15 protein-coding genes are annotated in these 20,343 nt (G+C 65.1%); 6 read left to right on the top strand and 9 right to left on the bottom strand.

Annotated features, from left to right (window positions below; genetic code table 11):
* The first annotated feature begins 95 nt into the window (after positions 1 to 95).
* The 3 genes from DK842_RS08075 to glpD all read left to right on the top strand — a co-directional run bounded on the left by DK842_RS08075 (position 96) and on the right by glpD (position 4,022).
* A complete protein-coding gene (locus tag DK842_RS08075; RefSeq protein ID WP_021474963.1) occupies positions 96 to 803 on the top strand; it encodes an MIP/aquaporin family protein in 708 nt (235 codons plus the stop codon).
* A gap of 193 nt (positions 804 to 996) precedes the next feature.
* A complete protein-coding gene (gene glpT, locus DK842_RS08070) occupies positions 997 to 2,340 on the top strand; it encodes a glycerol-3-phosphate transporter (protein ID WP_114060995.1) in 1,344 nt (447 codons plus the stop codon).
* Between the two features lie 170 nt (positions 2,341 to 2,510).
* Positions 2,511 to 4,022 carry a glycerol-3-phosphate dehydrogenase gene (gene glpD / locus DK842_RS08065; protein ID WP_114060994.1) on the top strand — a complete coding sequence of 504 codons (1,512 nt, stop codon included), beginning with the start codon at positions 2,511 to 2,513 and terminating at the stop codon, positions 4,020 to 4,022.
* Positions 4,023 to 4,073: 51 nt separating this feature from the next.
* On the opposite strand, the gene DK842_RS08060 is transcribed toward glpD, so the two are convergent.
* A complete protein-coding gene (locus tag DK842_RS08060; protein ID WP_114060993.1) occupies positions 4,074 to 5,015 on the bottom strand; it encodes a YopT-type cysteine protease domain-containing protein in 942 nt (313 codons plus the stop codon).
* Between the two features lie 159 nt (positions 5,016 to 5,174).
* Here DK842_RS08060 and DK842_RS08055 point away from each other — a divergent pair, with 159 nt between their 5' ends.
* Positions 5,175 to 5,831 (top strand): B3/B4 domain-containing protein, encoded by a 657-nt coding sequence (locus DK842_RS08055; RefSeq protein WP_168191852.1) that lies wholly within the window; start codon positions 5,175 to 5,177, stop codon positions 5,829 to 5,831.
* 22 nt (positions 5,832 to 5,853) lie between these two features.
* Here the strand turns inward: DK842_RS08055 and DK842_RS08050 are convergent, their stop codons facing one another.
* The 8 genes from DK842_RS08050 to DK842_RS08015 form a co-directional block, all read right to left on the bottom strand.
* Positions 5,854 to 7,476: a methyl-accepting chemotaxis protein gene (locus tag DK842_RS08050; RefSeq protein ID WP_114060991.1), complete on the bottom strand. Its 1,623-nt coding sequence runs from the start codon at positions 7,474 to 7,476 to the stop codon at positions 5,854 to 5,856.
* Between the two features lie 271 nt (positions 7,477 to 7,747).
* Positions 7,748 to 8,863, bottom strand: coding sequence for an ABC transporter ATP-binding protein (locus DK842_RS08045; RefSeq protein ID WP_114060990.1), 1,116 nt, complete (start codon positions 8,861 to 8,863; stop codon positions 7,748 to 7,750).
* Position 8,864: 1 nt separating this feature from the next.
* The gene (gene nagZ, locus DK842_RS08040) at positions 8,865 to 10,382 is read right to left on the bottom strand and encodes a beta-N-acetylhexosaminidase (RefSeq protein WP_114060989.1); all 1,518 of its coding nucleotides are present in this window, start codon (positions 10,380 to 10,382) and stop codon (positions 8,865 to 8,867) included.
* On the bottom strand, positions 10,379 to 11,245 hold the full coding sequence (locus DK842_RS08035; protein WP_114060988.1) for a carbohydrate ABC transporter permease: 867 nt from the start codon (positions 11,243 to 11,245) through the stop codon (positions 10,379 to 10,381). The genes nagZ and DK842_RS08035 overlap by 4 nt, the downstream gene beginning before the upstream one ends.
* A gap of 9 nt (positions 11,246 to 11,254) precedes the next feature.
* The gene (locus DK842_RS08030) at positions 11,255 to 12,124 is read right to left on the bottom strand and encodes a carbohydrate ABC transporter permease (protein WP_114063674.1); all 870 of its coding nucleotides are present in this window, start codon (positions 12,122 to 12,124) and stop codon (positions 11,255 to 11,257) included.
* A 73-nt stretch (positions 12,125 to 12,197) separates the two neighbouring features.
* Entirely contained in the window at positions 12,198 to 13,454 is a 1,257-nt protein-coding gene (locus DK842_RS08025) for an extracellular solute-binding protein (RefSeq protein WP_114060987.1), read from the bottom strand.
* Positions 13,455 to 13,540: 86 nt separating this feature from the next.
* The gene (locus tag DK842_RS08020; protein ID WP_114060986.1) at positions 13,541 to 14,956 is read right to left on the bottom strand and encodes an OprD family outer membrane porin; all 1,416 of its coding nucleotides are present in this window, start codon (positions 14,954 to 14,956) and stop codon (positions 13,541 to 13,543) included.
* 767 nt (positions 14,957 to 15,723) lie between these two features.
* The gene (locus tag DK842_RS08015; RefSeq protein WP_114060985.1) at positions 15,724 to 17,421 is read right to left on the bottom strand and encodes a methyl-accepting chemotaxis protein; all 1,698 of its coding nucleotides are present in this window, start codon (positions 17,419 to 17,421) and stop codon (positions 15,724 to 15,726) included.
* Positions 17,422 to 17,628: 207 nt separating this feature from the next.
* Between DK842_RS08015 and DK842_RS08010 the strand changes: the two genes are divergently transcribed.
* Both DK842_RS08010 and DK842_RS08005 read left to right on the top strand, forming a co-directional pair.
* Positions 17,629 to 19,605 (top strand): peptidase U32 family protein, encoded by a 1,977-nt coding sequence (locus DK842_RS08010; RefSeq protein WP_114060984.1) that lies wholly within the window; start codon positions 17,629 to 17,631, stop codon positions 19,603 to 19,605.
* A gap of 178 nt (positions 19,606 to 19,783) precedes the next feature.
* The gene (locus tag DK842_RS08005; protein ID WP_114060983.1) at positions 19,784 to 20,257 is read left to right on the top strand and encodes a GNAT family N-acetyltransferase; all 474 of its coding nucleotides are present in this window, start codon (positions 19,784 to 19,786) and stop codon (positions 20,255 to 20,257) included.
* Positions 20,258 to 20,343 lie beyond the last annotated feature (86 nt).

Here is a 20,343-nt window from a genome sequence, read left to right as displayed (position 1 = left end):
GGCGCAACTCGCTGCCGGCCGTGCCCGGGCGATGACGGCATGACCCGCAGCGCCAAGCGGCGGGCAACTCAAGATAAAGTTGGAAAGAGACAATCATGAATCCTTTGATGGGCGAATTCATCGGCACCGCCTTGCTGGTGCTGCTGGGCAACGGCGTGGTGGCCAACGTATTGCTGAAAAACACCAAGGGCCATAACAGCGGCCTGATCGTGGTGGCCTTCGGCTGGGCGATGGCGGTGTTCGTCGGCGTATTCAGTGTGGCGGCGATCAGCGGGGCCCACCTGAATCCGGCGGTTTCGGTGGCGTTGGCGGTGGCCGGCAAATTCCCGTGGGACAAGGTGCCGGGCTATGTCGCCGCGCAGATGCTGGGCGGCATGGCCGGCGCCGGCCTGATGTGGCTGATCTATCGCAAGCACTATGAAACCACCGATTGCGCCGACACCAAGCTGGCCACTTTCTGCACCGGCCCGGCCATCCGCAGCCTGCCGGGCAATCTGGTGTCCGAGATCGTCGCCACCTTCGTGCTGGTGTTCGCCATCCTGTCGATGGTGGCCCCCAAGATGTCGCTGGGCGCGATCGACGCGCTGCCGGTGGCCCTGCTGGTGCTGGGCATCGGTGTGTCGCTGGGCGGCACCACCGGCTACGCGATGAGCCCGGCGCGCGATCTGGCGCCGCGCATCATGCACGCCATCCTGCCCATTCCCGGCAAGCGCGACAGCGACTGGGGCTACGCCTGGGTGCCGGTGGTCGGCTCGCTGATCGGCGGCGCGCTGGCGGCGCTGGCTTTCACGCTGCCGCTTTGATGTTCTAGTTGTTTCGACGCCGCCGTGTCCGCACGGCGGCGTTTTCACAAGCCAGCGCAAGACTGGCCCAAGCGGAACCGCCGCCGACAGAGCGCGCGGCCCGCCGGAGCGATCCGCCCCCTGGGCGACGCCTTATGGTTTCGCCCGAGCCGGCGGATGGCGGTTGTCCGCACCACAACTCGGAAAGAAGTAAATGATCAGCCTGTTCAAACCCGCGCCACATCTCCCCCCGCTGCCCGGCGAGCAGCAGCACGCCCTCTATCGCCGGCTGCGCTGGCAGATCTTCCTCGGCATCTTCATCGGCTACGCCGGCTACTACCTGGTCCGCAAGAATTTCTCGCTGGCCATGCCCTACCTGGTGGAGCAGGGCTTCTCGCGCGGCGATCTCGGTTTCGCCATGTCCGGCGTCGCCATCGCCTACGGCCTGTCCAAGTTCCTGATGGGCGCGGTGTCCGACCGTTCCAATCCCCGCGTGTTCCTGTGCGCCGGCCTGGTGTTGTCCGCCGCCGTGTTCCTGCTGATGGGCTTTGTTCCCTGGGCCACGTCCAGCGTGGCGGTGATGTTCGTGCTGCTGTTTCTCAACGGCTGGTTCCAGGGCATGGGCTGGCCGGCCTGCGGCCGCACCATGGTGCATTGGTGGTCGCAGAAGGAGCGCGGCGGCGTGGTGTCGATCTGGAACTGCGCGCACAACGTCGGCGGCGGCCTGATCGGTCCGCTGTTCATCCTGGGCATGGGCTGGTTCAACGACTGGCGCGCCGCCTTCTACGTGCCGGCCGCCGCCGCGATCGGCGTCGCCGTCTTCGCCTGGCTGACCATGCGCGACACGCCGCAGTCTTGCGGCCTGCCGCCGGTGGAGGCCTACCGGAACGACTACCCGGAAGACTACAGCGACCAGCATGAGCAGGAGCTGACCGCGCGCGAGATCTTCCGCAAGTACATCCTGCCCAACAAGCTGCTGTGGTACATCGCGCTGGCCAATGTCTTCATCTACCTGCTGCGCTACGGCGTGCTGGACTGGGCGCCGACCTATCTGAAGGAGGTCAAGCACTTCTCGGTCGACAAGTCGTCGTGGGCCTACTTCCTGTACGAATGGGCCGGCATCCCCGGCACGCTGCTGTGCGGCTGGATGTCGGACAAGCTGTTCCGCGGCAATCGCGGCGCCACCGGCGTGTTCTTCATGGCGCTGGTGACCCTGGCCACCGTCGTCTACTGGCTGAACCCGGCCGGCAACCCCACCGTGGACATGCTGGCGCTGATCGCCATCGGCTTCCTGATCTACGGCCCGGTGATGCTGGTGGGCCTGCACGCGCTGGAGCTGGCGCCGAAGAAGGCCGCCGGCACCGCCGCCGGCTTCACCGGCCTGTTCGGCTATCTGGGCGGCTCGGTGGCCGCCAACGCGGCGGTCGGCTACACCGTCGACCATTTCGGCTGGGACGGCGGCTTCGCGCTGCTGATCGGTTCCTGCGTCGCCGCCATCGTGCTGCTGGGGCTGACCACCTGGCATGGCCATCGGCAGGACAAGTTGGCCGCGGCCTGAGTGTGTATGCGGCGGCCAGGAAGCGGCAGGCCGCCAAACAGACAGATTTCGCACGTAAAACGATCAATATAAAACCCAAAACGAACATTTAATGTTGAATTTTAGTTCGTTTTTAATTATTCTGGGTAGTGTGGCTGGCCAGACCAGTCCGGACTTCAGCGAGGCGCGTAGTGGAAATTTACGATCTGGTAATCATAGGCGGCGGCATCAACGGCGCGGGCATCGCGCGCGACGCCGCCGGGCGCGGCATGTCGGTGCTGCTGTGCGAGAAGGACGACCTGGCTTCTCATACCTCGTCGGCCAGCACCAAGCTGATCCACGGCGGGCTGCGCTACCTGGAATATTATGAGTTCGGCCTGGTGCGCAAGGCGCTGCAGGAGCGCGAGGTGCTGCTGAAGGCCGCCCCGCACATCATCTGGCCGCTGCGCTTCGTGATGCCGCACGCGCGGGACCAGCGTCCGGAGTGGATGATCCGCTGCGGCCTATTCCTGTACGACCACCTGGCCCGCCGCGAAGTGCTGCCCGGCTCGGAGACCGTCAGCTTCTCCCGCCACCCGGCCGGCGGTCCGTTGAAGGCCGACTTCAAGCGCGGCTTCGTCTATTCCGACGGCTGGGTGCAGGACGCGCGGCTGGTGGTGCTCAACGCGATGGACGCGGCCGAGCACGGCGCCCGCATCCACACCCGCACCGCCTGCGTCGCCGCCCGCCGCGATGGCGAACATTGGCTGGCCACGCTGGAACGGGAGGATGGCAGCCGCTTCGAAGTGCGCGCCCGCGCGCTGGTCAACGCCGCCGGCCCCTGGGTGCAGAGCCTGATCGAGGACAAGCTGGCGATGCCGTCCAGCAAGTCCATCCGCCTGGTCAAGGGCAGCCACATCGTGGTGAAGAAGATTTTCGACCACCCGTTCGCCTACATTTTCCAGAACCCGGACAAGCGCATCATCTTCGCCATTCCGTACGAGAAGGACTTCACGCTGATCGGCACCACCGACGTCGAATACCGGGGCGATCCGAACGAGGTGGCGATAGACGGCGACGAAATCCGCTACCTGTGCGAGATGAGCAACCGCTATTTCCACAGCCAGATCGCGCCGGACGACGTGCTGTCCACCTATTCCGGCGTGCGCCCGCTGCTGGACGACGCGTCCGACAACGCCTCCAGCGTCACCCGCGACTACGCGTTGGAAATGGACCTGCAAGGCGCGCCGCTGTTGTCGGTGTTCGGCGGCAAGATCACCACCTTCCGCAAGCTGGCGGAGGAGGCGGTGGACAAGGTGGCGCCGCTGCTGGGCTGCGGCAAAGCCACCTGGACCGCCGACGCGCCGTTGCCGGGCGGCGACATGCCGGGCGCGGATTTCGGCCGTTTCCTGCAAGGCCTGCGCCAGCGCCATCCGTGGCTGCCGGAGGCGTTGGCGGAGCGCTGGGCCCGCGCCTACGGCACCCGCGTTGCCAAGCTGATCGGCAAGGCGGGCAACCTGGACGGCCTGGGCAAGGAGGTGCTGCCGGGCCTGTATGAAGCCGAGCTGGCCTATCTGGCCGACGCCGAGTGGGCGACCCGCAGCGAGGACATCCTGTGGCGGCGCTCCAAGCTGAAGCTGCACCTGCCGGCCAATGCCGCCGAGGTGGTGGATGCCTGGCTGGCCGCGCGCGCGCAGCCGCCGCGAGAGGCGCTGAGCGCCTGATGCCCTGGTTTGCCTGTCCCAGCCCGGCCTGCGCCGGGCTTTTTCATGGTCTCAGCCGATCTCGGCCAGCATGGCCATCCGCGTCGGCGATGGCGCGGCGGCGGGATCGAGCTTCATTTCGGTCAGCATGAACGGCGGCTTGTGGCCTTCGGCCAGCAGGAAGGCGGCGACGAAATCGTCGAAGCGGTTCTTGTCCTGGAAGCTGGCCATGCCGTAGTTGGGTTCGAAGAAGCTGTAGACGCCGCCGCGGCTGGACAGGGCCATCGTGTGCTCGGCGGTGCGGAACACCAGCGCGCCGTCGCCATGCGCGGGCAGGCGCGCGCACAGCTGGCGCTCGGCCGGCATCGCGCCGGGGTTGAGGATGTCCACGCCGGCAGTCACGCCGCGCTGGCTGCTCCAATCTTGGACCGCTTGCAGATAGTTGCGCATGTCCTGCTTGGCGCTGCCCGTGTTGGCGAACTGGCTGAACTGGAAGTCCTGCATCTTCTTCAACTGGTTGAGCAACGGAATGCGCGCCTGGCTGTGCGGAGACGGCGCGGCTTGGCCGCGAAGGCCATGGACCAAGCTGTCGCTGGCGGCCACCTGTCCTATCCATTGCAGCATGTTCGCGCCGTTGCCGGTTTTCAGCTGTTCTTCGGCCCAGGTGTAGGACAAGCCGTTGCACACGCCCTCTTTCATGTCGGTCAGGCCCAGCTTGGCCAAATCGGCGCGGCAGGGCGTCAGCACCGCCTGTTTCTGGTCGAAGATCAGGGTCTGGTCGGCGCCGCCCTGCGCGTTCAAGGTCTTCTCGAAAGGGTTGGCCAGCAGCATGCGCATGCGGTCGAACAGGCCGCCGCCATGGCGGCTGACCGTCGCGGCGGGAAAACCGGGCGGGTCCAGCGGCACATTGCCCAGCCCGCTGAGCCGGGCGGCCAACGCGGAGGCCGCCGCAGAGTCGTCGCGGCGAGACAGGGAGGCCAGGCCTTGCGCCGGGGCCAGGGAGGAGACATGCATCGCGGCATTCCTTCAGGTGTGGATGCCCGCAGTGTCCGCGCTTGTGCGGGCCGGGTCTTGCAGATTTCGCCGCCGCGCTAATGACCCATTAAAAGCTTTCGTTTCACTGCCGCCACCGGTTTGGCTAGCATGAGCGGGATGGAAACGAAGGAGCGGACGATGCGCATCGCGTTGAGCCCGGCGTTGTTGAGCCGGATGCCGGAAATGGAAGTGAGCGGGCTGCTGGCCCTGGACTTGAATATCGCCGCGCTGCCGGCGACGACGCCGTCGCTCCCGGAAAGCGAGGTGGATCTGGACGCGCTGTTGCGGCGCTGGAAGGACGTCTACCGCGAGTTGCCGGGCGACAAGAAGGCGCGCTGCTCGCTGGAATATCTGGTGAAGGCGGCGCAAAAGGGCAAGCTGCGCAGCATCCTGCCGCTGGTGGACCTGTACAACCAGGCGTCCTTGCTCAGCCTGGCGCCGTTCGGCGGCGAGGATGCGGACCCGCTGGGCGGCGAGTTGACGCTGGATTTGGCGCGCGGCGACGAACGCTTCCTGCCCTTGGGCCGGACCGAGGCCGAGCGGCCGCAGCCGGGCGAGGCGGCCTGGCTGAACGGGGAGCGCGAGGTGGTGTGCCGCTGCCTGAACTGGCTGGAGTCGGATCGTTTCAAGCTGACGGCGGAGAGCCGCAACGCGGTGTTCGTCAGCGAACGGCCGGATGGCGGCTTTCCGTCCGGCGAGGCCGGCATGGACTGGCTGGAGGAAAAGCTGGCGCCGCATGCCGGCGCGCTGTTGCGCTTCCGGCTGGACGCCGCCAGCCCCGTTTTCGCCGCCTGATCCGCGGCGCGCCGAGCCCGCGCTATAGGCGGAACTTGCCGACCATGCCTTGCATGTGTTCGGCCAGGCCGTTGAGGCTGACCACCGCGCCGTGCAGCTCGCCGGCGGCTTCCGAATTGTCGGCCACCATCTGCGCCACGGTTTCGAAGCGCTGGGCGATGCTGTTGCAGACGCTCTTTTGCTCGGCGATGGCGTCGCGGATCTGGCCGACGCCGCCGCTGGCTTCCTGCACGCTGTCGTTGGCCGCCTGCAGATTGCTCATCACCGTGGTCATGGTGTCGCGGCTCTGGCGGGTGGCGTCCAGGCCGTTCTGCACCGTGCCGCCCACCGATTGCGCGTTCTGATTCAGCTGCTCGGTCACGGCCTTGATTTCGCTGGCCGCCTTGGCCGAGTTTTCCGCCAGCTTGCGCACCTCGTCGGCCACCACGGCGAAGCCGCGGCCCATTTCGCCGGCGCGCGCCGCCTCGATCGCCGCATTCAACGCCAACAGATTGGTTTGTTCGGCGATGTCGCGGATTTGGCTGGTCAGTTGGCCGATGGCCTGGGTGCTGTCGCGGAAGGCCTGCGAAGCCTGGTCCACCTGCCCCATCACCGAGTCTATGGTCTCGGCCTGGCGGCGAAGCCGCTCCACCTCGTCCAAGCCTTCCCGGGTTTTCTGCGCGCTGTTGCGGGAGTCGTCGCTGATGCGGGCGGTCTGGTCGGCGATGGTGTCTATGCTGGTGGCCATTTCCTCCAGCGAGGCGGCGTTGCCGGCGATGGCGTCGTTCTGCGCTTCCGCGCCGCTGGCCAGCGAGCGGGCGGAGCGGCCCAGCTCGTGGCTGGTGTCGCCCACTTTCTTGGCGGCGTTGACCAGTTCGGCGATCAACGCGCCCAGGTGGGTGCGCACCGTTTCGCTGCAGGCGGCGATCTGGCCGATCTCATCCATCCGCCCCGGATGGAACGGCTGGGTGAAGTCGCCGTCGGCCAGCCGGGTCAGGTCCGCCACCAGCGAGCGGGCGCGGGCGACGATGACGCGGTGGACGTAGTACAGGAACAGCGCGATGCCGAGCACGGTGCCGATGGCCATCACGACGACGACCCGCCACAGCGCGGCGTTGGCGTTGGAGACGGCCGCTATCGCGTTGGCCTTGGCTCGCTTGTCCAGCATGTCGCTGGCCTGGGTCAGCAGCTCGGTCGGCGGGCGGTCCATGCCGGCGACCTGCTTGTCGCCGGCTTTGAAGTCGGCGCCGGCCTGCTTGTAGGCGTCCAGTCCCTTGCGGTAGTCGTCGCCCATTTTCTGGTGGGCGGCGACGAATTGCTGCAGCAACTGCTGCGCCTGCGGGTCCGGCGCCTGGGCCGCCAGCGCGTTGCCCTCGTCGCGCACTTGCTGTTCTTTCTTCTCGAAGTTGCCCCAGTATTTGGCCAGCTTGGCGGGATCCTGGCCGCGCAGCAGCGTGTCCTTCCACTCCTGCACCTGCTTCTTGAAGTCCACCTGCATGGTCAGCACCTGCTGCACGCTTTGCTGGTCGGCGGCCACTTGGTCGCGGAAGGTGCGGATGCCGCCCCACAGTTGGTACAGCGAAAGCAGCGAGGAGAACAGCAGAATGGCGACCACCAGGCCGACGATGGCGGCCAGTTGCCCGGCCAGAGAGGTTTGGCGATCCATTGTGATACTCCGAACAAGAACATTGCTGTTCTAGTTGTAGGGCAGTTCGCCATGTCTTACGAATAATTACTTAGTCGAATCAAAGGTTTTTCATGATTTTCCTGTGATTGAATTGGCTGTGGGCAAGTCGGAATTTGCCAGACCGTTGTGGATAATCTCGCCGAATCGAGGTTTACGGGTTTTGCGAGAATGACAGGGCGTGTGCGGCGGAGGGGTGTGGGTAAGTTGGCGGTTTGAGCGGCGCTGTGGATAAGCGCCGCTGATCCTGGCATCACGCGATCAGCGCCGCTTCTTGCTGCAGCGATGCGTCCACGCGAGCGAGCGCCCGGCCGCCGTCGTCGAACAGGTGGCAATGGCGCGGATCCGGCGCCAGGCAGCGGCGCTCGCCGGGACGCGGCTCGGCCTCGTGGCCGGGCAGCTTCATCGCGATGGGCTCGCCTTCGCCTTCATGGCGCAGGTAGACGATCTGCTGGTCGCCCAGATGCTCCACCAGCTGCACCGTGGCCGGCAGGCCGGATTCGGCGAAGTAAAGATGCTCGGCGCGGACGCCCAGCGCCAGCTCGCCGCTTCCCGTTTCGGCGAAGGGCAGGGTCAGCCGGCAGTCGCCGGGCAGCCGCAGCTCTACGCCGGCGATGTCGCGCCGCAGCGCCTGGGCGGGAATGAAGTTCATCTTCGGCGAGCCGAGGAAGCCGGCGACGAAGCGGTTGGCCGGGCGGTTGTACAGCTCCAGCGGCGTGCCCACCTGCTCGATGCGGCCGGCGTTGAACACCGCGATGCGGTGGCCCAGGGTCATCGCCTCCACCTGGTCGTGGGTGACGTAGATCATGGTGCTGCCCAGCTCCTGGTGCAGCCGCGCCAGCTCGATGCGCATCTGCACCCTGAGCGCCGCGTCCAGATTGGACAGCGGTTCGTCGAACAGGAACACGCCGGGTTTGCGCACGATGGCGCGGCCTATGGCCACGCGCTGGCGCTGGCCGCCGGACAGGGCCTTGGGCTTGCGGTCCAGCAGGTGTTCGATCTGCAGCGTCAGCGCGGCGCGGTGCACGGCGGCGTCGATTTCCGCCTTGCTGTGGCCGGCCAGTTTCAGGCTGAAGGCCATATTGTCGCGCACCGTCATGTGCGGATACAGCGCGTAGCTTTGAAACACCATGGCCAGGCCGCGCTTGGCCGGGTCGATGTCGTTGGCCAATTTGTCGTCTATCCACAGCTCGCCGGCGCTGATGTCCTCCAGGCCGGCGATCATGCGCATCATGGTGGATTTACCGCAGCCGGACGGGCCGACGAAGACCATGAATTCGCCGTCGCGGATGTCCAGGCTGACGCCGTGAATCACGGCGTTGCCGTCGTCGTAAACCTTGCGGATGTTTTTCAGCGAGAGTCGGGACATCTCATTGCTCCTGATAGGGTTGGCCCAGCTCCACCGGCAGGCGGCCGGCGGCGGCGATCTCGCCGGCCAGGCGGCGGCTGACGGCTTCCAGCGCGGCGTCGGCGAAGCCGTAGCTGATCAAGGCCGGCGCGGCGATGTCGGCGGCGGCGTAGGGGTTCCATAATGCCAGATGCAAGTCAGGTTTCCAGGTTTGCTGCTCGCGACGGCCGTAGCGCTCGCGCGTGGTGGAGGCCAGGACGGTGAATACGCCGTCTTGGGGCAAGGTGGACCAGTCCAGCGCGGCGCGCTGCTGGAAGCGCACCACTTCCAAGGCGTGGCGATGCGACAGCGCGGCCACCAGCTTGCTGGCGGACAGGCCGGCTTCGGACACGCCGTCGGACGGGGCTTGATCCTGCACCACCAGCCGCAGCCGCTGGCCGGCCGGCAGCGTGGGCGCGTCGCCGTAGGGCGTCAACGCGCGCCGCCAGGCGTCGGCGAACAAGGCTTCGTCGGCCGCGCGCTGCTCGGCGGCGTAGTCGTAATCGTCGCGGCTGGGATAGCGGCGGATCAAGGCGTCCACCCGTTCGGCGGCTTCTTCCAGCCGCGCCTGGGCCAGCTCGCCGCTTTGCAGGGCCGCCCGCAGCGCCTCGAAACTGGCTTCCATTTCCTCCGGAAATTGCAAGACCAGCGACAGGTCGGCGCCGGCTTTCAAGGTTTGCACCGAGCCGGCGGCCTGACCCCAGCGCTCGCGTATCGCCTTCATGTTCAGCGCGTCGGTGATGGCTACGCCGGCAAAGCCCAGCTCGCGCCGCAGCAGGCCGGTGAGGATGGCGGGCGACAAGGTGGCCGGCCATTCCGGGTCCAGGCTGGGGAAGCGGATGTGGGCGCTCATCAGCGCCGGCGCGTGGGCGGACAGCGCCTTGAACGGCGCCAGTTCGTAATCGCGCAGCTCGGCCTGCGGCTTGTCCACCACCGGCAGGTCCAGGTGGGAATCGGTATGGGTGTCGCCATGGCCGGGGAAGTGCTTGACGCAGCAGGCCACGCCTTCGGCCAGATGGCCTTCCATCCAGGCGCGGGCCAGAGCGGCGGCGCGGGCGGGATCGGCGCCGAAGGAGCGTTCGCCTATCACCGGGTTGGCCGGATTATTGTTCAGGTCCAGCACCGGGGCGAAGTTCCAGTTGACGCCCAGGCTCTTCAGCCCGCGCGCCACCGCGCCGCCGACGCGGCGGGCCAGCTCGTCGTCGCCGACGGCGGCCAGCGCCATCGCGGCCGGCGCTTGCGGCAGGAACAGCGTGCGCATCACGCCGCCGCCCTCCTGGTCCAGTGCGATCAGGATGTCGTCGCCCAGCGCGCGCTTGAGGTCCGCCGCCAGGCGGCGGGTAGAGGCGGCGTCCGGCACATTGCGGCGGAACAGGCAGATGGCGCGCACCCGCATGCGTTGCAGCCGCGCCGCTTCTTCTTCGCTTAATACCGGGCCTGCCACGTCCACCATCAGGCAGCGGCCGGCCAGTTGCTCCAGTTGTTCCTTGCTCAGGGTCATTTCACCGCTCCATCGAAGCCGCGCAGGAAGTAGCGCTGGGTGAACAGGAAGACGATCAGGATGGGCAGCACGGTCAGCACCGCGCCGGCCGCCACCACCCGCGTTTTGAAGCTGAAGGCGCCGGCCAGATACAGCACGCCGACGGACAGGGGGAACTTGTCCGGGCTGGACATCACGATGGACGGCCAGATGTACTGGTTCCAGGCCGACACCGTGGTGAGGATGGTCAGCGCCGCCAGCGCCGGACGCGACAGCGGCAGCATGATCTTCCAGAAGATTTGCCACTCCGACGCGCCATCCACGCGCGCGGCGTCCAGCAGGTCTTGCGGCACCGCCTCGAAGGCCTGCTTCATCAAAAAGATGCCTACCGCGCCGGCCAGGGTCGGCAATACCACGCCGCTATAGCTGTCGGTCAGCTGCAGCTTGGACACGGTGATGAAGTTGACCAGGAAGTTGACCTCGCTGGGCAGAATCATGGTGGCCAGGATGGCGCCGAACACCAGCCGCCGGCCGGGAAACGGCATGCGCGCCAGCGGGTAGGCGGCCAGCGCGCTGACCAGCAGCGTGCCAGCCACGGTCAGCGCGGTGATGGCGAAGGAGTTGTGGTAAAAGGCCAGCATGTCGATGCTGGACACGGCCTCGCGGAAGTTGGCCAGCGTCGGCGCCGTGGGCAGCAAGGGCGGCGGGAAGGCGAACACTTCGCCGTCGCCGGACAGCGCCGTCACCAGCGTCCACCAGAAGGGGTAGACGGTGATCAGGCCGATGGCGGCCAGCACCAGATAATGGAGCGAGCGGTTGCCCAGGCGGTCCAGCCGCTGCCGCGCGCGGGCGGCCGGAACGGGCAGGGTGGTGGAAGAATGCATCTCGCCTCCTCAGCGGTCGCGCGGTTGCAGGTAACGGAAATTCAGCCAGGCCAGCACGATGCAGAAGGCCGACATCACCAGGCTGGCGGCCAGCGCGCGGCCGAAGTTCAGCGATTTGATGCCGAACTCGTAGGCGTAATACAGCGCGGTGTAGGTGGACTGCATCGGCCCGCCCTTGGTCAGGATCTGCACCTCCTCGAAGGCCTTCACCGCCGCCAGCATGGACATGATGGAGCACAAGAGGATGGTGGGGGCGAGCAAAGGCACGGTGATGCGCCAGAAGCGCTGCCAGCGGTTGGCGCCGTCCAGCTGCGCCGCCTCGTGCACGTCCGCCGGCACCGCCTGCAGGCCGGCCAGGTACAACACCATATACCAGCCGATGCCGCGCCAGACGGTGATGAACATCACCGCGAACAAGGCGATGTGGTCATCGGTGAGCCAGCCCACCGGATCGTTGATCAGATGCAGCCAGCGCAATGCGGCGTTGAGCACGCCGTCCTCGGTGTACATGAAGTTCCAGATGATGCCGATCACCGACACCGAGGTGACTACCGGCAGATAGTAGGCGGCGCGGAACAGCTTGATGCCGGGCAGGTTGTTGTTGACCAGCACTGCCAGCAGCATGGCCAGCAGCTGGATCACCGGCACCACCAGGAGATACAGCGCGGAGTTTTTCAATGCCGACAAAAACAGCTCGTCGCCGAACAGATCGCGGAAATTGTCCCAGCCCACCCATTGCGGCGCGTCTATCAGGTTGTAGCGGGTGAAGGCGAGCAGGGAGCCGAACCCTACTGGCCAGAAAGAGAAGATGGCCAGCAGCAGCAGGGCCGGGGCCAGGAACAGGTAGGCTTGCAGGGTGGTCTTGCGGGTATGGCGCATGGCCGGCATCCCCTGTGTGGTTGCGAAAACGCCTGCCCGCCGCGCGCGGCGGCGGACGGGGAAAGCGGGCGGCTTACAGCTTGCCGTTCCAGTAGGCGGCCGCCTCGTCCAGCGCGGCCTTGACGTCCTGGCGGCCGGTCACAGCCTTTTCCACCGCGGCCGACAGCCTGGCCGACAGCGTGTCGGCGTTCTTCACCGACAGGAACAGGGTGCGGGTCTTGTCCAGATTGGCGGCGGCGATGCCGACGGCGCGTTCGGCCGGGCCGGCGTTATTGGCCACTTTCTGGAAATGCGGGTCCTGCGCCGCCTTGCGCGCGGTGGGCAGGGTGCCGGCCAGCTTGGCGAAGGCCAGCTGGTTGTCGGCGTTGGTCAGGTAATTGCCGAACTTGCCGATTTCCGGCAGCAGCGCCTTGTCCACGTTGCGCGCGACGGCGAAGTTGAACATCCAGCCGCCGGCGGCGATGCCGGTGGAGCCCAGCGGCGCGGCGGCGACGCGGGTGTCGCGGTAGACCTTGGGCGCTTCGTCGCGCACGCGGGTCAGCGTGGTGGGCGTCGACTCCAGCATGGCCAGGCGGCCGCTGTTGTAGGCTGCCATCGCCACCTGGAAGTTGTCCTGCGAGAACAGATTGTCCTTCAGCAGCGCGCCGGCCTTGTAGGCGTCGGCCAGCTTCTTGACGAAGGCGACGTGGGCCGGGCTGTTGAAGGCCGGTTTGCCGTCCTTGACCACGTCCAGGCCGTTTTGCATCAGCAGCGCCTCGATCTTGGTCGGACCCAGGGTCGGCGCGAAACCGGCCACGCCGGTCTTGGCCTTGATGATCTTGGCGTACTGCAGCTCCTGGTCAAACGATTTGGGCGGCAGGTTCGGGTCCAGGCCGGCTTTCTTGAACAGGGCCGCGTTGTAGGTGATGACGTTGGCACCGTTGTAGTGCGGGAAGGCGTAAACCTTGCCGTTGAAGGTGACGTCCTTCAGCGCGCCGGCCACGTACTGGTTCTTGTCGATCACGCTGTCCAGCGGCTGGATCAGGCTCTCCTGTTGGTAGTCGTAGGCCCAGGGCACGTTCAGGTTGACCAGCGCGGGAGGCTTGCCTGCGCCGACGGCGGCGGTGAACTTGGCCTGGATCACGTCCCAGGGGTAGTCGGTCCACTTCACTTCCACATTCGGATGTTGGGCGTTGTACTTGCTGACCAGCTCCTTGAAATAGCCGTCGAACTTGGGCGACAGGCTCATGGTCCACACTTCCAGCACCGGTTTGTCGGCGGCGTGGGCGGCCAGCGGCGCGGCGAGGCCGGCGGCGATCAGCAGCGACAGGCTCAGGGTTTTCAGCTTCATTGACGGTTTCTCCTTGGAGGCTTCGGCTTATCGGAGCCGATAGGCGAAATGGCCGGTACTGGCATACCGGCCACTTGCGGCTGAGATCAGAAGGTTTTGCTGTAGGAAGCGATCACTTTCACGTCGTTGCGGTTGCTCTTGTCGCCGGTGAAGCCATGGGTGCGCAGCTGGGCCGGGTAGACGCCTATGCTGGCGCCCTTGAACGGTCCGCCTTGCACTGTGTAGGCCACGCTCAAGTCCACCTCGTTGAAGTGGGTGTCGCCCAGGTTCGGCCGCGCGCTGTCGTATTGGTTTTTGACGCGATTGGCGTAGTTGGCGGAGGCGCCCATGGTCAAGCCGGGAACGCCCAGCTTGGCGAAGTCATAGCTGACGCCTATCTTGACGACCCGCATGCCGTCCCAGACAAAGTCATCGTCCTGGCCCCAGGTCTGGATGAAATTGCGGTTGTCGGAGTTGCCCCACGGCGTCAGCCGGAAGTTGAGCTCGCCGGAGTCGGGGGCGTGGGTGGCGCCGTAACCTCCCATCAGCGTCCAGCCGCCGGTGGCGTAGCTGAGGCTGCCGCTGGCGTGCCACTCGTTCTTGGGATTGGCGATGCCGGACAGCGCGGTCTGGTATTTGCCGGTGAAGTAGTAACCGGTGGCGGTCAGCTTGTCTGCGCCCAGCGTCCAGGTGTAGGACGCGGCGATCTGCGCGTTGCGGCGGTAGTCCTTGCCTTCCCCGAAGCCGACGTCGACGAAATAATTGGCGGGTGCGTAGCGGAAGCCGATGCTGTGGACGTAATCCACCTTGCGGCCGTCGCTGTAAGGGGCGCGGTTCTGGTGCCACTGGTTGGTCATGTCGCGAAAGCGGGTGTCCCATTCGTTGCGGAACTGGTCGGCCCAGCCGTAACCCGCTTCGAAATCGCCCGCCTTGTATTTGCCTTCGAAACCGCGATAGGCATGCGACTGCAGGCCGCCAGACGTGCCCAGCGTGCCGATGCTGATGGGTGTATAGCCAGCGCGCGCCGAGAATCCCTGGCCGTCGCCGTTCTGGCGGAATTTCAGCGCGGCCTGGCTCAGCACCGCGCTGCTCTTGTCCTTGCCGCCGCCGTTTTCGTCAGGGTCGCTGGTGTCGTTCAGATCGTGGTACAGCACTTCCGACCAGCCTTGGCCGTTGGCGAGGCGAATCGCGGTATGGGCGGCGGCGTCGAAGCCCAGGCGATCCCAGGCGTAGCCGGATTTGAAATTCAGCCCCAGGTTGAGCGCGTTGACGTGGATGTCGTGGCGGTTTTGCTTGCTGGGATCATCCCACTGCGCCTGCCGATCGCGGCCGTAATATTGGATGCTGAGCGTGGTTTCCGACTTGGATAGCAAGTCGTAGACATTGCTTTCCGGAATGGCTTGCGAGGTGCCTTTCAACGCCGGGCCGTCGCTGCCGGGAGGAACGGAAGATTCTTCCGCCGCCATGGCGTGGCCGGATAGCGCGGCCAGAACTACCAGGAATAAGACGCGTTGCTTGTGCATGATATTGCTCCAGGTCCGATTGCCGAATTCAGGTGGGACGTCCTGGGTGCACCATATATGGTCTTATATTGGTCTTCAATTGGTATGAGACAATTCCAGTTGGAATGGAATGTCATGGCGTTGCAATGTTGCCATGCAAGGTAATTAATTTAATAAAAATGCTGTTAATGATCATTGTTTTCAATAAATAAACTATTAATTAGCAAACAATCGCATTTTAAGTCCCTTGCGTAGCGCTTTGGAAATGGTATTTGATTGAGAGAGAAAATGAACCAATCAAATACCAGTTGGCGATGATTAGAAGTGAAAATGGAATTGTTTTTTGCGAATTTTGCAATGCAGCATTATTGGATGGGCGAATTGACGCGATCGGGTTTCGCCGCGGGAGTCTTCGTTGGCCGCGGATGTGGCGCGCCTGTTCGCATTCCCTGACGGGAATACTGTCGCCAGGCTTGGCCAAGCGCGGCCAACACAAATCCTGATGCTGCGTTGCGCCGACTTGGCGTACGCCTTGTGCTGTCTGCGTCGGCGCGCCTTGCCTCAGGCGTAAAACTGAATTTTGTTAGCCGCTCTAAGCCGCGCCGGCAAAGCCAAGCGGGGCATCCGAACCTGGCCCGGCGCGGGCAGCGCAACGCGGGATCTGCGGTTGTGTCGGCGGCGGCATAGAAAAACGCCCGCGCAGGGCGGGCGGAAAGAGAGAGGAAGGTAAAGGGAGGGTTGCCTCCCGGGGAAAATGGCTTGTCCAGGCGGGCGTCCGCCAAGCGGCTTCAGGCTTGCCAGGCGGCTGCGGCTTGCGCCTGGGGCGTGGCGTCCGTTGTCTGCGGCTGGCCGCCCGCCGGCAGCTTGAAGCGGCTGATCGCGGATTGCAGCGAGCCGGCCATCTGTTCCACCTGGCCGGCGGCCTCGGCGGTTTGCGTCGCCGCCGCGCTGGTTTCCTCCGACATTTGCGCCACTTGCTCGACATTGGCGGCGATGCTGGTGCCGGCCTGCTGTTGCTCGTTCAGAGAGATGGAAATGGTGGACAGCGATTGCTTGACCCGGTCGACGTTGCCGGAGATGCCGGCGATCGCCTCGCGGGCGCGGGTGGCCTGGCTGAGGCCCACTTCCATCTGGTCGACGGTGTGATGGATGTTGTCCACCACGTGCTGGCTGCTGTCCAGCATCTCGCGGATGCTGCCGCTGATCTCGGTGGTGGATTGGGAGGTGCGCTCAGAAAGCTTGCGCACCTCGTCGGCCACCACGGCGAAGCCGCGGCCTTGCTCGCCGGCGCGGGCGGCCTCGATGGCGGCGTTCAGCGCCAACAGATTGGTCTGCTCGGCCACATCGCGTATCACCTGGATCACGTTGGCGATTTCCTGCGAGCGGCTGCCCATCAGGTCCGCCTGCTGCTGCGACGAGCGTGCTTGCTCGGCGACGCGGCGTATCGTCTGCAGCGTTTCGTCGATGATGGCCTCGCCCTGTTGCGCCAGCTCGCCGTTGGACACCGAATCCTGGGTCACGTCGCTGGCGTTGTCGTTGACCGAGCAGATGCTGACCGACAGCTGCTCCACAGCCGCCGACATCGACGAAGCGGCGCGGGTTTGCTCCTCGGCGCTGCTGGCCACCTGTTCCGACGCGGCGGCAAGCTCGGTGGCGCTGTTGGACAGCTTCAGGGTGATGCCCTGCATATTGCGCACCAGCTGGATCAGCGAGCTTTGCATCTGCGCCATCGAGGCGACCAGGCTGTGGCGGTCGCCGGGCTTGACCACCAGCTTCTGGCCCAGATCGCCGTCGGCGATGCGCCCCGCCAGCGCGACGACGTCGCGCGGTTCGCCGCCCAGCTCGGCCAGCAGATTGCGCACGATGATCCATGCCAGCAGCACGCCCACCGCCACGCCGATGATGATCAGCGCGATATTGGCGGCATGGCTCCAGGCGGCGCGCTGCCGGGACTGGGCGAATTCCTGCGCCGCCACCCGCAGCTGCAGGTCCACCAGCGCGGCGATGCGCTGCGACACCGGGTCCAGCGCCGGATACATTTCCTGATCCACGTAATGCTGCAGCGCCGCCGCGTCGCCGGCTTGCGCGATCTGCTTCAGCTTTTCCACGCTGCGGTTGGCATTGTCCATCGCCGCTTCGGCCTGATCGGCCAGCTGCTTTTCCTCCGGCGTCAGATAGGTGGAGCGGTAGTCGCCCCATTGCTGTTTGACGTCGGCCTGGGCTTTTTGCAGGTTGGCGAGGAAGCCGGCCGCGGTCTGGCTCTGGTTGCGCAGCTTCTGCGCGTTGTCGACGATGCCCACCGCGTAGCCGTCGCCGACGGTTTTCAGCTGTTTCAGGCAGACCACGCGGTCGTTGTAGGTGGTGGCGAAGTCTCCCAGTATGCCTTCCTGGGTGTGGAGGCCATACCAGCCGACCAGCACGGGAATGGCAAGCAGCGCACATACCATGATGGCTAGGCGCTTGGCGATGGTGAGGGCGTTGAACATGGCGGGCTCGCGGTTATGGAGGATGCAATTTCCAATATTCTTCGGGTTAGCAGCCGCCATTTGGCCATTCAATATGAATGAGTGGTTCTAGGTAGTCATACCTAGGCAATGGCGCAACACGCGCCATCTACCTATAAGCCCATGATTCCGTTATAATTCCGCCCCCATCCATCTTTGGATCGCCAGAGCGATCAGCCCGGAACCGCCATGAGCCTGTTGCCGCATCAAGTCGAACTGTTGTCGCCCGCCAAAACCGCCGAAATCGGCCGCGAAGCCATCCTGCACGGCGCGGACGCGGTGTACATCGGCGGGCCGTCGTTCGGCGCGCGCCACAACGCCTGCAACAGCGTGGAAGACATCGCCGGGTTGACCGCCTTCGCCCACCGCTATCACGCGCGCATCTTCGCCACGCTGAACACCATCCTGCACGACGCCGAGCTGGAAGGCGCGCGCAAACTGATCTGGCAGTTGTACGACGCCGGCGTGGACGCGCTGATCATCCAGGATATGGGCATCCTGCAGATGGACTTGCCGCCGATCCAGCTGCACGCTTCCACCCAGTGCGACATCCGCGACGCCGACAAGGCGCGCTTCCTGTCCGACGCCGGCTTCAGCCAGGTGGTGCTGGCGCGCGAGCTGACCATTCCGCAGATCAAGAAGATCGCCGACCGCGTGGCCGATTCCGCCACCGTCGAATACTTCATCCACGGCGCGCTGTGCGTGGCCTTCTCCGGCCAGTGCTTCATCAGCCACGCCGACACCGGCCGCAGCGCCAACCGCGGCGACTGCTCGCAGGCCTGTAGGCTGCCGTACACGCTGACCGACGAAAAGGGCGGCGTGGTGGCCTTCGACAAGCATTTGCTGTCGATGAAGGACAACAACCAGAGCGCCAACCTGGAAGCGCTGCTGGACGCCGGCGTGCGGTCTTTGAAGATAGAGGGCCGCTACAAGGACGTGTCCTACGTCAAGAACATCACCGCCCATTACCGCCTGCTGTTGGACGAGATTTTCGAGCGCCGCCCGGAGCTGGCGCCGGCCGCCAGCGGCACGAGCGAAATCTTCTTCACGCCGGACCCGGACAAGACTTTCCACCGCGGCGCCACCGATTACTTCGCCACCGGCCGCAAGCAGGACATCGGCGCCTTCGATTCGCCCAAGTTCGTCGGCGTCGGCCTGGGCGCCGTGCACAAGGTGGGCGACGCCTGGCTGGAAATCGCCACCAGCGAGCAGATGTCCAACGGCGACGGCATCAACTTCATGAAGAAGCGCGAAGTGGTGGGCATGCAGCTCAACACCGTCAAGCAGGTGGGCAAGGCCGAGGGCGGGCTGTTGCTGTGGCGCTGCGAGCCTAACGACCCGGCGGCGCTGGCTGGCCTGAAGCCGGGCGTCGACATCAGCCGCAACCGCGACCACGCCTGGGAACTGGCGCTGCTGAAGAAATCGGCCGAGCGCCGCGTCGGCGTGTGGGGCGCGTTGTCGGAAACCGCCAGTGGACTGGAACTGACTTATACCGACGCCGACGGCTGCAGCGCCAGCGCCCGCGTGGATTTGGCGCTGGAGCCGGCCAAGGACGCCGCCCGCGCCGAGCAGAGCCTGCGCGACGCTGCCGCCAAGCTGGGCAACACCATGTTCCAGGCGCACGACGTCGCGCTGAATCTGAGCCAGCCGTGGTTCGTGCCGGCTTCGGTGATCAACGGCCTGCGCCGCGACGCGGCGGAAAAGCTGGAAGCCGCCCGCGCCGCCGCCTGGGTCCGCCCCCAGCGCAAGGCCGCCGTCAAGCCGCCGGCGGTCTTCCCGCAGAAGGAACTGAGCTATCTGGCCAACGTCTACAACGCGCTGGCCTGGGACTTCTACAAGCAGCACGGCGTGGAAGTGATCGAGCCGGCCTACGAGGCGCATCAGGAAGAGGGCGAAGTCAGCCTGATGATCACCAAGCACTGCCTGCGCTTCTCCTACAACCTGTGTCCGAAGCAGGCCAAGGGGGTGAAGGGCGTGATGGGCCAGGTGCGCGCCGATCCGATGATCCTGAAGTCCGGCGACGAGACCTACACCTTGAAGTTTGAATGCCGCCCCTGCGAGATGCACGTGATGGGCAAGATGAAGAAGCACATCCTGAAATCGCCGCCGCCAAGCGAGATTCCGGCTTCCGCGCCGATGACCTTTTTCAAGCAGCGGCCGCAATAAATAGCCGACCGCCGACAAGCAAGGGCAAGCCAGGATGGCTTGCCCTTTTGTTTTATCAAGCTGATTCTCTATTTTGCTCCTTTGGCATATTGTGCGGAGAGGGTTCGGCTTTCCCCGGGTGTTCTACCGCATGCCGTATACCGAGTAGGCGACGAATCCACTTGATATGGGAACGGCTATGAGTGTGGTTTTGAAAAAGGCGGGACTGGCTGATGCGGAACGGCTGCATGGCATGCAAGTCGAGTCATTCATGCCGCTGTTGTTGAAATACCAAGATAATGAAATGAGTCCGGCAATGGAGCCTCTGGAAAAACTGCGGGACAAGATTGAGCAACCCCATTCCTGTTTTTATCTGATCGAACGGGGTCATCGGGTGGCCGGGGGCTTGCGGGTGGTGGATCTGCCCGAAAGAGGACTATGCCGCATCAGTCCGCTGTTCATCCTGCCTGATTTTCAAAAACAGGGCATCGCGCAGGCGGCGATGCGGCTGGTGGAGCGTTTGCATCAGCCTCGCCATGGTTGGCGGCTCGATACTATTTTGGAAGAGCCCGGCAATTGCCATTTGTATGAAAAGCTGGGTTATGCGCGCATGGGACCGGCAAGAGCCATCAAGCCGGACATGCACCTGATCGCCTATGGCAAAGCGCGATAGCTGGGCTATCTCGACTACTGTCATTTCGGCGCGGTGCGCCGTGACGCGCAACGCCGTCTGCTGTTTTTGCCTTCTTAAGTGGAACC

This window comes from Chromobacterium phragmitis, from assembly GCF_003325475.1.
Lineage (GTDB): Bacteria > Pseudomonadota > Gammaproteobacteria > Burkholderiales > Chromobacteriaceae > Chromobacterium > Chromobacterium phragmitis.
The sequence above is the reverse complement of the archived record's forward strand: the minus strand, read 5'-3'. Positions and strand labels throughout refer to the sequence as shown.